The sequence below is a fragment of the Candidatus Eisenbacteria bacterium genome (assembly GCA_013140805.1).
Classification (GTDB): domain Bacteria; phylum Eisenbacteria; class RBG-16-71-46; order RBG-16-71-46; family RBG-16-71-46; genus JABFRW01.
On record JABFRW010000030.1, the window covers coordinates 1 to 12379 of the forward strand.

At 68.3% G+C, this 12379-nt stretch carries 12 protein-coding genes and 1 pseudogene; 9 read left to right on the top strand and 4 right to left on the bottom strand.

Annotation, left to right across the window (positions count from 1 at the left end; translation table 11 throughout):
* On the top strand, positions 1–489 hold a 489-nt coding region (locus HOP12_03080; GenBank protein ID NOT33133.1), incomplete at its 5' end, for a tetratricopeptide repeat protein.
* Positions 490–553: 64 nt separating this feature from the next.
* Here HOP12_03080 and HOP12_03085 read toward each other — a convergent pair.
* Entirely contained in the window at positions 554–772 is a 219-nt protein-coding gene (locus tag HOP12_03085; protein NOT33134.1) for a 50S ribosomal protein L28, read from the bottom strand.
* Positions 773–963: 191 nt separating this feature from the next.
* Between HOP12_03085 and recG the strand changes: the two genes are divergently transcribed.
* Complete coding sequence (recG, locus tag HOP12_03090) at positions 964–3132, top strand: ATP-dependent DNA helicase RecG (protein NOT33135.1); 2169 nt, start codon at positions 964–966, stop codon at positions 3130–3132.
* Positions 3133–3238: 106 nt separating this feature from the next.
* Positions 3239–3766, top strand: a complete 528-nt coding sequence (locus HOP12_03095; protein NOT33136.1) for a hypothetical protein — start codon at positions 3239–3241, stop codon at positions 3764–3766.
* Here the strand turns inward: HOP12_03095 and HOP12_03100 are convergent.
* The 3 genes from HOP12_03100 to HOP12_03110 are packed head-to-tail and all read right to left on the bottom strand — an operon-like array spanning position 3741 to position 7101.
* Positions 3741–5069, bottom strand: a complete 1329-nt coding sequence (locus HOP12_03100; protein ID NOT33137.1) for an MFS transporter — start codon at positions 5067–5069, stop codon at positions 3741–3743. The two genes, HOP12_03095 and HOP12_03100, sit on opposite strands and share 26 nt — an antisense overlap.
* Complete coding sequence (locus HOP12_03105) at positions 5066–6211, bottom strand: glycosyltransferase family 4 protein (protein NOT33138.1); 1146 nt, start codon at positions 6209–6211, stop codon at positions 5066–5068. Before HOP12_03105 ends, HOP12_03100 begins: the two co-directional genes overlap by 4 nt.
* Positions 6208–7101, bottom strand: a complete 894-nt coding sequence (locus HOP12_03110; protein ID NOT33139.1) for a hypothetical protein — start codon at positions 7099–7101, stop codon at positions 6208–6210. Before HOP12_03110 ends, HOP12_03105 begins: the two co-directional genes overlap by 4 nt.
* A gap of 239 nt (positions 7102–7340) precedes the next feature.
* On the opposite strand from HOP12_03110, the gene HOP12_03115 reads away from it, so the two are divergent.
* The 6 genes and pseudogenes from HOP12_03115 to HOP12_03140 all read left to right on the top strand — a co-directional run.
* On the top strand, positions 7341–7757 hold the full coding sequence (locus HOP12_03115; GenBank protein NOT33140.1) for a hypothetical protein: 417 nt from the start codon (positions 7341–7343) through the stop codon (positions 7755–7757).
* Positions 7758–8151: 394 nt separating this feature from the next.
* Positions 8152–8727 (top strand): annotated as a pseudogene (locus HOP12_03120) (GTPase domain-containing protein).
* 609 nt (positions 8728–9336) lie between these two features.
* On the top strand, positions 9337–9819 hold the full coding sequence (locus tag HOP12_03125; GenBank protein ID NOT33141.1) for a hypothetical protein: 483 nt from the start codon (positions 9337–9339) through the stop codon (positions 9817–9819).
* Positions 9820–9844: 25 nt separating this feature from the next.
* Positions 9845–10663 (top strand): tryptophan synthase subunit alpha, encoded by an 819-nt coding sequence (locus tag HOP12_03130; GenBank protein NOT33142.1) that lies wholly within the window; start codon positions 9845–9847, stop codon positions 10661–10663.
* A gap of 214 nt (positions 10664–10877) precedes the next feature.
* A complete protein-coding gene (csrA, locus tag HOP12_03135; protein NOT33143.1) occupies positions 10878–11132 on the top strand; it encodes a carbon storage regulator CsrA in 255 nt (84 codons plus the stop codon).
* A 356-nt stretch (positions 11133–11488) separates the two neighbouring features.
* The coding region (locus HOP12_03140; GenBank protein NOT33144.1) for a hypothetical protein at positions 11489–12379 on the top strand (891 nt) is incomplete at its 3' end.

Genomic DNA, 12379 nt, shown 5'->3' on the forward strand with positions numbered 1-12379 from the left:
CTGCAGCCCGATCATGCCGATCTGCAACTCGCGCTGGCGCGCGCGCGCCGCGAAGCCGGAGACTGGAACGCGGCGCGCGACGCCGCACAGGCGGCGCTCAAGCTTCAGCCCGGCTATGCGGCTGCGAGCTTCGAACTCGCGCGTCTCGAGCGCGGGCTCGGCCACCTGGAGGCCGCGGAAGGCCTGCTCGTCGAGCTGGTGTCGCGGCGTCCCGAGTGGGCGGACGCACAGGCCGAACTCGGACGCACCCGACTCGTGAAGGGCGACGCGCGAGGTGCGGAAGGCGCGCTGCGCTCGGCGATCGCTCGGCACCCGGACTTCGCGGCCGCACATGCCGATCTCGGGTGGGCGCTCGCGGCGCAGAGCCGTACCGATGAGGCCGATGCCGCGTTCGCCCGCGCGCTCGATCTGGATCCGTTCTGCGCGCTACCCCGTCAGCAGCTGGCGTGGCGCGAGCTTCTGGTGCGCACCGAGGCGTCGTCCGACTAGGCCGAAAACACGAACGGCGCCCGGCGAACCGGGCGCCGACGCGCGAGCGAGAAGTCGCGAGCGATCAGGCTACGGCAGCCTTGTGGCGGCCCCGGACCGCCTTCTCGATCTTATTGCCCTTGAGGCACTTGGTGCAGACATTCACCTTGGCGACCTGCCCCTTCACCAGTGCCCGGACGCGCTGAAGATTCGGCTTCCAGCGCCGGTTCGTCTTGTTGTTCGCGTGGCTGACCGAATGGCCCGTCATCGCGGCCTTTCCGCACACGCTGCACTTGTAAGCCACGGGAATCCTCCTGCGAGACACCGGTCACCCGGCTGAGAAATGGACGAGGAGACTAGCAGGGCGGCGGGGGGCTCGGCAAATCGGGCGTGAATTTGATTGCCGCGGCTGTTCGACCGGGCGCAGATGGCGGAACCGCGGCTCGCCCTTCGACCTGGGGCGCGGTCAAATCGCTCTACCGGTAAGATGCACGAGTGACCGCCGCCACTCGTTCGCATGCAGCACCGCCGCTCGCGCCCGACACGCGAATCCAATTCCTGCCGGGCGTCGGTCCGCGCCGCGCTCCCCTGTTCGAAAAGCTCGGCATCGGCACGGTCGAAGATCTGCTCCGCCACGTGCCGCGGACGTGGCTCGACGCGCGCCAGTTCGTGCCGATCGCTCAGTTGCGTCCCGGCGCGCTCTTCACCGTGCGCGGCGAGGTGAAGCAGGCGGTGGCGCTGCGGTCACGCGGCGGCCGCACCGACTTCACCTGCTCGGTGGCGGACGAATCGGGGGTCGTGAGTGCCTACTTCTTCGGCCAGTCGTTCCTCGCCCGCACGCTCCGAAAGGGCCTGCAGGTGGTGTTGAGCGGCGAGGTGGATCCGCTCGAGCGTCGCATGGTCAACCCGATGTTCGAGGTGGTCGAGGAAGAAGTCGCCGACCTGCTGCACGTCGGCCGACTGGTTCCAGTGCATCCGCTCACCAAAGGCATTTCGGCCCGCGGCTTGCGGCAGGCGGTGCGGAGGGCGCTGGATGCGGTGGCGAGCCAGGTCATCGATCCGCTGCCCGAATCCGTGCGGGTGGCGGAGTCGCTTGCGCCGCTCGGCGAGGCGTTCGAGAACATTCACTTTCCGATCGACGACGCGGCACTCGAGCGAGCTCGCTCGCGGCTCGCCTTCGATGAGCTCTTCGAGTTGCAGGTGGTGCTCGAGTTGCGCCGCCAGTTCCTGGCGCAGGAGGGACGCGGGCTCATCTCGGCGGGGCCTGGCGTGCTCGCGATCGAGGTGCAGCGGCGACTGCCGTTCGAGCTGACGGCCGATCAGACGAAGGCCATCCACGAGATCGTCGAGGACCTCCGGCGGCCCCTGCCGATGCACCGCATCCTGGTCGGCGATGTCGGCAGCGGCAAGACGATCGTCGCGCTGATGGCGGCGCTCCACGTGCTGGAGGCGGGTCATCAAGTCGCGTTCATGGCGCCGACCGAGATCCTCGCGCGTCAGCACGCGCAAACACTCACGCGCTTCGTCGCCGACGTCAGCGTCGTCGCGCACGCGGGGGCGGGGAAGCCTTCGGGCAACTTCGGGCTCGCCGGTGTTGCGGGTCCACCGATCGTGGCACTGACCGGCTCGACGCCGGCCGCCGAGCGCAAGGCGATCGCAGCCCGGCTGGCGGCCGGCGAGCCGCTGCTGGTGGTCGGCACTCACGCGCTGCTCGAGGATCGGGTGCCGATGCCGGAGCTGGCGCTCGCGATCGTCGATGAGCAGCATCGCTTCGGCGTGCGGCAACGCGCCACACTCGCGAAGAAGGGCGTGATTCCCGACGTGCTGGTGCTCTCGGCGACGCCGATTCCTCGCACGCTGGCGCTGGCACGCTATGGCGACCTCGACATGAGCGAGCTGCGGTCGCGGCCCGATGGCCGCGGGCGCCTGGTGACACGCGTCACGGGCGAGGAGAAGTTCCCGCAGGTGATCGAATTCATGGCGAAGGAGCTCGTTCAGGGACGACAGGCATTCGTCGTGGTGCCGCTCATCGAAGACGCGGGGCGCAACGACGTCAAGGCTGCCGAAGCCGAATGGACGCGACTCTCACAACACCCGCTGCTGGCCCCCTATCGGGTCGGGCTGCTGCACGGGCGTCTCAAGTCCGACGCCAAACGCGACGTCATGGAGTCGTTCGTGCGCAATGAGGTGCAGGTGCTGGTCGCGACCACCGTGATCGAGGTCGGCATCGACGTCCCGAATGCCACGTTCATGCTGGTGCTCGATGCCGACCGTTTCGGCCTCAGTCAGCTCCATCAGCTGCGCGGGCGCGTCGGTCGCGGAGCGCATCGCTCGGTGTGCGTGCTGGTGCCAGGTCGCGCGGCCACCCCGATCGGACGCGAGCGCCTCGAAGTGATGGTGCGAACCCGGGACGGATTCGAGCTCGCGGAAGCCGATCTCCGACTGCGCGGCGAAGGCGATCTGTGGGGCGTGCGGCAGAGCGGCCTGCCGCGTTTCCGGATCGCGGATCTGTCGCGAGATCGCGCGCTGCTCGAACGGGCACGCGTGGTCGCTGCTCGCGTCGTGATGGAGGACCGGCTGCTCGCACACCCGGAGTTCCAGACCCTTCGCAACCGACTGCTGGAACGCTACCGCGAGCCGCTCGAGCTGGCGCTCGCGGGGTAGCGTGCCGCCGGGGGAGGAACCCGCGCCGACGCCGACTTCCGGCTCGATCTTTCGGATTCGCGGCCGATATTGCACAATGCCGCCGCGCTCTCGAGGCGCCGTCACGATGAACGTCTACTGCACGCAGTGCTCGTCCGCGTATCTGCTGCCGGATCACCTCCTGGGACCCGGCGGCGCGCGTGTGCGCTGCCCGGCGTGCGGCGCGGCGTTCGTCGTCAAGCGCGACGACGAAGAAACCGTAGGCTCGATCGCCGCGGCGGCCGAGGCCGAAGCGGCCCGCGTCTCCCGTTCGTTCTGGTCGCCCTCCGAAGAGTTCGCGGTGGGAGCGGAAGTGAACGCCGAGGAACTCGGCGAACCGGTGCCGGAGCACGCGAGCGCGACCACGGTGACGAGCGATCCTGCCGAACAGCTCGCGACCGAACTGCTCGATGCGGTCGCGGCCGACGGCGGTGAACGCCTCGCAGCCGCTCATCGTGAAGGTCGGGTCCTCGCGGAGTTCGGCGCTTCGATTCTCGACGCCTACGACGAGTATCGGCGTCGGCTCGGGGGCGAGGCGGAGAGCGTCGCGTTCAAGCGCGTGCTGCGCGAGCGCTGGGCGGTCGACCTGCTCACCGGGGTCGAGGCTCGTTCGTAGGCGGAGCCTGGGCGAGCGCGACCGAGACGTTGCGGCCCGTCGCCATCGTGATCAGGCCGATGGCCGCGATCAGCGAAGCGGCCGCCAGCAGCGCCGCACGCGTATCGCTCTGGCGCGTGACCGCGCCCGCCAGCGCGACCCCGACCATGAACAGCAAGCGCATGAGGAAGTCACGGGCGCTGAATACCCGGCCGCGCTGGCTGAGCTCGACGCCGAGCTGCAACAGGGTTTCCGACAGCACGAACACCGGTGCGATCGACAGCCCGATCATGAAGCCGGCAAGCGCAAACACCGCGAATCGCGTCGAGACCGCCACGGCTCCCACTCCGACGCCCGCCAGCACCAGGCCGATGCCGAGCAGTAGCGCGGGCCGCAGGCGCCTGCCGTGCGCGTTCATCCACCAGGTGCCGACGCCGCTTCCGATCGCCAGCACGCACATCAGCACGCCGACGCGCTCCATGCCCGGCACACTCGCCGCGCGCTGGATGTGCTGATTGCCGGCGACGTGCAGGAAGCTGCCGCCCAGCCACACCGCGCCGAGCGCGAGCATGCCGAGTCTCACGGTCGCGCTGCGAGTCAGCAGTGCCCAGCCTTCACCGACTTCGACCAGATAGGAACGGACCGTGATGCGCTGCACCATCGCCGGGCGTTCGACCGGGTGGTAGCGGATCAGCGCCAGCGTTCCGACCGAAATCAGATAGGTGACCGCATCGATCCACAGTGCGGTCGTCCAGCCCCAGTGATCGACCACCCAGCCGCCCGCCAGCATGCCGGCTCCGGTTGCCGCGATTCCGGCTCCCGAGAGCAGCGCGTTGGCGGCCATGAGCTGATGGGTCGGCACGATCTCGGGCGTCATCGCACTCTTGGCCGGCAGGAAGAACACGTTACAGAAGAACAACAAGAACACGAGGATGAAGACCGGCCCGGTGTGTTGCGTGGCCTGGTACGTGATGGGGATCAACACCACCACCACCGCGCGCATGAAGTCGGAGATCAGCAGCACACGCCTGAGATTGACGCGATCCAGCCACGCACCCGTGAACGGTGCGAACAGCAGCACCGGCGCCAGCATCACGTTCGCGAGCAGCGAGAGCAGCAGCGAGGAGCGATCCTCGCGGAACTGACCGGTGTGAGAAGCGAGCAGCCCGAGCAGCGCCAGGTAGGTGAAGCGGTCGCCGAGCATCGAGATCAGCTGGCCCCACCACAGTGCCGCGAAATTGCGTTGCGCGAATAGCGGAGTACTTGCGGTGGGGATGCCTTCCGCTCCGGCCGCCGTGACCGGGAGCCGGTCGTCGGCGTTCATCGCCCGCGCGCCGACTGGGCGTCGCGATGACGGCGCAGCGCGCTCTCGTACACCCGCTCGAGTTGATCGGTAATGTGCGGCCACGCGAATTCGAGCGCCCGCTCACGACCGCGGGCCGCGATCGAGGCGCGCTTCACGGGATCGTTCACGAGCCCGGCGATCTTCTCCGCCAGCGCGTTCACGTCGCCGGGCGGCACCACGACGCCGTCGCGGTCCGGAGTGACGACGGTGCGATAGCCGGGGATGTCCGAGGCGACCACCGCCCGACCGCTCGCCATCGCCTCGACCAGCACGATGCCGAAACTCTCCTGACCCGAGGCCGGCGAAACGAAGATGTCGCCGGTCGCATACCAGCGCGGCAGGTCGTTGCTCGGCACGTGGCCCAGGAACCGCACCCGATCGCGCAGGTTCGCGGGCACCGAGGCTTGAAGCTTGTGGCGCAGGTACGAATCGCCGACCAGCAGCAGGCGCACCGGCACGTTCGAACGCGCGACCACGCCCGGCATTGCGGCGAGCAGATGATGGACGCCCTTGCGCGGGTCGAGGCGCCCAACGAACAGCAGGTTCACGACGCCCGGCTCGCGATGCTCCTCGAACGGCTCGACCTCGGGGTGAAAGCGCGTGACGTCGACGCCGTTCGGGATCACGTGGTACTCGCCCGGGAAGAAGTGCGCCGCGAACTTCCGCGCCGTCTTGGAGACGGCGATGCGCTCGTGAAGCCGGCCGACGTCCTTCTCGAGCAGGCGACACGACCACTCGAGCCATGCGTCGGGATTGCCGGTGGTGTGAAAAGTTCCGACCTGCGCGCACGGTGCGATCTGGATCGACAACAGCGGCAGGGTCGGCACGACCGGAGCGTGGGTGTGCACCACGTCGAAGCGGTGGCGGCGAAAGAGCTCACCGAGCTGCCAGCGCAGTCGCCATCCGACCGCGAGATCCACGAAGGCGCCGTTGAACGGGATCAGCAGGTTGTAGCCGATGCGCTCGACTCCCGGCTCTTCGACCTCGCCGCGGCGGAAGTGGCTGGTGATGATCGTGACCTCATGGCCACGACGACGCAGCTCGACGGCGGTGTGATGGACGTGCTCGGTGACGCCGCCGTAGCGCGGGTAGTAGCTCTGGGAAACGATCCCGATCTTCACGCTTCGACGCGATGCCCTTCGGTCGCGGGTGAGGCGTCGGCGCTCGCCGAGCCTTCCCACAGCGGGCGGAAGATGCACCACTGATCGAGATGCTCGCGCACGTGCCGTTCGGTCCGTGCGGCGATCGCCTGATTGACGGCGAGAGTCGAGGGAAACGTGGTGGGGTCGAGCGCCGGTTCGAGCACGACCCGAAAGCGGCCCGGCGTGGTGCGCTCGCAATAACCGCAGATGATGAGCGCTCCGGTGCGCTGCGCGAGCACTCCCGGACCGGCCGGAAAGCGCGACTCGCGCCCGAACCACTCGACCGGAATGCCATGGCTGTAGATGTCGCCGTCGACCATGAGCGCGATCATGTCCTTGTGCTCGAGCGCCCGCAGCAGTTTCCGGAAGCCGTCTTCAGGCGAAACGGTGTGAATTGCCAGCTCGCTCTTGCTCTCGCGCACCGCGGGGGCGAGCCAGCGGTTGAGCTGCACGCCGGCCACGGCATAGATCGTGTAGCCCCAGTGCGCCACGAGCAGCGCCCCGAGTTCCCAGTTGCCGATGTGGGTGCAGCACAGAATCACGCCGCGTCCACGCTCGGCTGCATTCGCGAGATGTTCGCGACCCACCACCTCGATCGAGCTCCAGAGCTCCGATCGCGTCACGTGGGGAAGGCGAAAGAACTCGAACATCATGCGGTTGTAGCTGCGCATCATCTCGCGCGCGACTCGCATGCGCTCCCGGCGGGTCGCTCGCGGAAGCACGACCGCGAGGTTCGCCAATGCCGCGTGGCGGCGCGCCGCGAACAGTCTGAAGTGCGCCTCGGTGAGCAGGTCCGCAATCCCGTAGCCGAGCCACAGCGGCAGGCTGGCGACGAGTCCCGTGAGCCAGCCGTAGACCAGTCGAGACATCCGGTTTTCACTCCTCGCTCGGGCGCGCGGCAGACGGTCGTCCGGGACCGCATGGGCTGGGGGGCGAAGCGCCGCGAAGCTACGTCCTGAGTGCGGAAGCGTCAAGGCTGGACGATGCCGAAGGAGGGGGGCTAGATCTTGGAGCCGCATGCGGTTGCGCGTTGACCCTCGAACCGAACCCCCCTAGCATGGGCTCCGCAATCGATCCACTCGCGCCGCCATGCTGCCACGGAGGGATCATGCCGAATCAGAAACTGGTGCGCTGCAATATCCGACGAAGTGGAGTGTCGGGGGACGCCACACCGCGCTTCGTGCCGCTCGAGATCTTCGGGCTGTGGGAGTTCCTGATGGCCGCCAAGCACGGGTTCGAAGTGCTCGAGGCCAAAGGGTCGCTATGGCTCGACCTCGAGGACACGCCCGAGGCAGCCTACGGAGCGAACCAGTACGAGCGCGTGACCGAGCTGACCGCGTTCGTGTTCTCGTCGCGCGACGAAATGTTCGCTCCGGTTCGACGCTATTTCCCGACCGTGCAGTGCGAGGAGTTGAAGCGCATCTTCCTCGCCCACTACCCGGAATCGCAGCGCATGCAGACACGGGTGCAGGAGCGCCCGGGGATCTGGCTGCGTCGCGACGCGACCGAGGCTGCGGCGCTCTAGGATTCCGCGACCTCAAGCCGCCCCGGGTCCCGGCCGAAAACCCGGCCAAGTCGTGTTCGAAGTGCAGGGCGGGAGCGGAGCGACAAGCCGGCCCGCACGCGAGCGAACGCGCTGGCCCCATCCGGTATCCCGGGTGCTTCTCGGCGAGGCTCACGCTCCTCCGAGGCGAACCGGGATCACCCTCAGGGCGCCTGTGGAGAAAGGGCGGCAAGGGGCTCCATGGGATTTCCCTGCGACAGGGTGGGGCCGCGCGCCCGCCCGCGATCTTTCAGTTCAAGTTCAGGTCGGGCCGAGCCGATCTTAGCCATCGAGAACGAGTGCCAGCAGGGGCGGCAGGGAGTCACCGTCCGCTCGGCCCTGATCCAGGGTGGAGTCGCACAAGGAGGAATCGACCGTGGTCGTCGTGAGCTACTCCGGCAAGGAAATCAACGCCAAGCTCGTCTATTACGGCGCGGGCCTGAGCGGCAAGACGACGAACCTCGAAGCCATCTATGAAGCGGTACCGGACACCAGCCGCGGCAAGATGGTGAGCATGAAGACGCAGTCGGATCGCACGCTGTTCTTCGATCTGCTGCCGCTCGATCTCGGTGAGATCATGGGGTTCAAGACTCGCTTCCTGCTCTACACGGTTCCCGGCCAGGTGTTCTACAACGCGACCCGCAAGCTGGTGCTCAAGGGCGCCGACGCGATCGTATTCGTGGCCGACAGCGAAGTCGGCAAGATGGAGGAGAACAAAGAGAGCCTCCAGAACCTTCGCGACAACCTCGCCGAGTACAAGCTCAGCCTCGACGAGATTCCGTGGGTCATCCAGTACAACAAGCGCGACCTGCCGAACGTCTACACCGTCGACGAGCTGAACGCCGAGTTGAATCCCGGCGCCAAGTTCCCGTCGTTCGAAGCTGTGGCGACTCAGGGCAAGGGCGTGTTCGAGACCTTCCGCGGCATCTCGCACCTCCTGATGGAGAAGGTGACGAAGGATCTGCGCCGGGGTCCGGGGCAGACCTCACCGCAGCCGATCCGCGAAGCCGCCAAGCTCGAGGATCCGACGCCCGTGCGTCCGACCAGTCCGGCGGCTCTGCCGACCAGCGTTGCCGCTCCTCCGAGTGCACCCGCCCGACTGGCGGAGCCGGCCGAGCGACCGCGTCGTGTCGCCGAACCGGTGGCCGAAGGCGGGCTCGACTACGGTCGACAGATCGAGCTGCCCACCGAGAGCGCACCGCGTGCGACGCCGGAGCCCGCGCGAGCCGCAGCGGCACCGGCGGCAGCACCGACTCGGCTCACCACCGTTTCAGCGGAGACCGTCGCTGCGGTCGCCCCTGCGACGGCGCGCCGCGACGTCGGCGCACCTTCGATCCAGAACAATCCGGCGGCCACCGTCGAAGCCATGGCGAACGGCACCGCGTCGATCGTGGTTCCGGTGACACTGCCGGCGCTCGGTCAGACGCAGGAGATCGTGATTCGCATCGTGCTCAAGCAGGCGGCCTGATCCGCCGGCTCGAAGCCCGACCTGACATTGCGCTGACGGGGCGGTCGCTTGCGATTGACACCGACTCCCGCCCCGCTTAGCTTCGTGCACGTGATGAAGCGTCTCGCTACCGTCGTTCTCGCTCTCGCGTGCGCCGCGATTCCTGCGGCGGTCTGCGCGATGCCGTGGTCGGGGCCCGGTTCGTTCTCGGGCGGCCAGGGCACCTCGGTTCCGGTCAGCGCGCTCGCGATGCCGTCGCGCTGGATCGACACCTCGCGCATGCACATCAGTACCGAGCTGTCGTTCGGCACCGGCTGGAGCGGAGCCTCGAGCGGCCTGCAGGTGACGCGCCTGAGCTACCAGTTCAAGAGCCCGCTTCAGATGAGCGTGAGCCTCGGCAACGCGTTCGGTGGCGGCGGCAACTTGAACAGCGGTTTCTTCCTCGAAGGGCTCAATCTGCACTACCAGCCGTTGCGCTCGCTCTCGATCAACGTCTCCTATCAGGACGTGCGCTCGCCGCTTCAGTACGGAAACATGCGCGGCGCCTGGCTCGACCCGTGGTATTCCCCGGTCGGGCGCCGCTCCTTCGGCGAGTGAACCGGGGCCGCTGGCCCCGCGCGTCGTGAGCTCCGATCCCCCACGCCGGCTTGCCCGTGCCTTCGCGTCGCGCCAGGGTCGTGCGGGGCTGATCCCGTTCCTCACCGCGGGCTATCCGGATCTCGAATCGAGTGCCGCGATGATCCGTGTCGCCGCCGAGTCGGGGGCGCTCGCGATCGAGATCGGCATCCCGTTCAGTGACCCGATCGCGGATGGCGGTGACATCCAACGTTCGTCGGAACACGCGGTGCGCTCCGGCGTCGACGTTTCCGCGGTACTCGAGCTGGTGAAGGGCGCACGCGCGGCCGGAATCGATTCGTTGCCGATCGTGCTGATGACCTATACGAATCCGGTCGTGCGCTTCGGGGTCGAGCGCTTCGCGCGCGAAGCGCGGGACGCCGGTGCCGATGCCGTCATCCTGTCAGACCTTCCGCCCGAGGAATCGCCCGAGATCTGGGGCGCCCTGGACGCCGCGGGTCTCGATACCGTGGTGCTGGTCGCGCCGACCACCCCCGATGCGCGGCTGCCGCTGCTGATGGCACGTGCCCGCGGATTCGCCTACTGCCTGGCGCGCACCGGTGTGACGGGGGCCGGAGGGGGTGAGGCGGGTGACGTTTCGCAGCGCATTGCGGCGATTCGCCGGCACACGCAGCTCCCGATCGCCGTCGGCTTCGGCATTTCGAACGCCGAGCAAGCGCGGAAACTCGCGAGTGGCGCGGACGCCGTGATCGTGGGAGCGGCGTTCATGCGGGCGATCGCCTCCAGTCACGATGCGAAGGGAGCGATCGAGGCGTTCGGAAAACTTTCGCGTGAACTCGCGGGCGCCCTGGTGGCATCTGAGTAACTCGCGAGTCCGCGGCTCGGACTGGCGAGGCGCGAAAAAGCCAGCAAACGAAAGTGTTCATCGCGTGATTCCACGGCCGGAACGACGCGTCGCCGCGAGCGGTTTGGCCGCGACACCGGCCTCGGGCTATTCTCGCCTTAAGTCGGTGTCGCGTCATGCCGATACGCCCTGAAGCCGGGAACGATTCCCGGGCGGGAGTGGAGGAGAATTCACGATGCTGGTCCTAACAAGGAAGTTAGGAGAGAACATCCGGATCGGAGACTCGGTCAAGATCACCGTGCTCGAGGTACGCTCGGGCCAGGTGAAGCTCGGCATCGAGGCGCCGCCGGAGGTGAAGGTGCATCGCGAGGAGATCTACGCCCGCATCCAGGAGGAAAATCGGCGTGCGCAGGGTGGTCCGGGAGGAACGCCGGACGCTGGCGACGCCGCAGGCGATCAAACGAGGCGCGACCCTCGCGGCTCTTCCTGAGCCGAGCGCGGCCGAAGGCCTCGGCGGAGGCGCGCGCCGCGGGCGCCGCGAACCAAGGCATGGCCGGTAATCAGCGATCGAAGTCTCGCCCTCGTCCCCGCCGCGCGACCGTTCGCGTGGTTCGCGGGGCCTCCAGCCGCCGGGACGACACCGTGCGCTGGTCCAAAGTGATCGCGGCTCGTGCCCGCATCGTGGCCGGCCACTACGATCGTGACGACGTGAAGTCGCGGCTGATCGAATCGGTGCTGCGAGCACTGGATCCGCCGACGCACTGAGTCGTCGCAGCTCGCGCGCCTTTCGCGCGGCATCCCTGTTCCCTATACTCCGCGCGCGATGGAACGCACCGAGCGAGTCCCATGACGCGCCCGCGATCGACTCAGGGAGGGGCGCAGCCACCACCCGAGGTGCTCGCACGCACCCTGCTGGCCGATGCGGACGCCGCCGTACTGGTACTCGATCCGGTCGGTCGCATCCGGGACCTGAACGTGGCGGCCACGCGGATGCTCGGGCTTCAGCGCCCGCGCCTGCTGCGACGCTGGGCGGCCGACGTGGTTCGCACGGTGGTGCCGGGCGACGATCCAATGCGTGACGCCTATCGCTCCGCGCACACCGAGCGCGAGGTGGTGCTGAGCACCCCGGCCGGCGCCGAGCTGCCGGTCGCGCTTCGCAGCTATCGCCTCGGGCGCCCACCCTGGGTGGTGGTGACGTTGCGCGACCAGACGACGCTGCGACGCATGCAGCAGGAGCTGCGCCGCAACGAACGACTCGCGACCCTCGGCCAGTTGTCGGCCGGCGTCGCGCACGAGATTCGCAATCCGCTCGCGGGCATCGGAACCAGCGCGCAGGTGCTGCTGCGGCGACTCGATCCAGGCGACGAGCGTGCGCGTTTTGTGACCGTGATCCTCGACGAAGTGTCGCGTCTCGACCGCATCGTCACGAGCCTGCTCCAGTACGCTCGCCCGCGCGCTCCGGAGCTGCGTCCCCATTCGCTCGGGCCTTGCATCGAGCGGGTGCTGCAGCTCGCCGAGGAGGCGGTCGCGCGTGCCGGCGTCGAGGTCGAAGTCGACCTGGCACCGCGACTGGCTCCGGTGTGGATCGACGCGGATCTGGTGACTCAGGTGCTGCTCAACGTCACGCTCAACGCCGTGCAGGCGATGCCGAGCGGCGGCAAGCTGCGCTATGAGGTGCGGCGCCTGCGCCGCCGTCCGCAGCCGCGCGGTTCGGGGCGGCGCGCGGCGGATCCGGAC

What these genes read in the sequence shown, in the direction of transcription:
- csrA (NOT33143.1), top strand. Translation starts at nt 10,878, where the DNA reads ATGCTGGTCCTAACAAGGAAGTTAGGAGAGAACATCCGGATCGGAGAC.
- HOP12_03125 (NOT33141.1), top strand. Translation starts at nt 9,337, where the DNA reads ATGAAGCGTCTCGCTACCGTCGTTCTCGCTCTCGCGTGCGCCGCGATT.
- HOP12_03115 (NOT33140.1), top strand. Translation starts at nt 7,341, where the DNA reads ATGCCGAATCAGAAACTGGTGCGCTGCAATATCCGACGAAGTGGAGTG.
- HOP12_03100 (NOT33137.1), bottom strand. Translation starts at nt 5,069, where the DNA reads ATGAACGCCGACGACCGGCTCCCGGTCACGGCGGCCGGAGCGGAAGGC.
- HOP12_03110 (NOT33139.1), bottom strand. Translation starts at nt 7,101, where the DNA reads ATGTCTCGACTGGTCTACGGCTGGCTCACGGGACTCGTCGCCAGCCTG.
- HOP12_03095 (NOT33136.1), top strand. Translation starts at nt 3,239, where the DNA reads ATGAACGTCTACTGCACGCAGTGCTCGTCCGCGTATCTGCTGCCGGAT.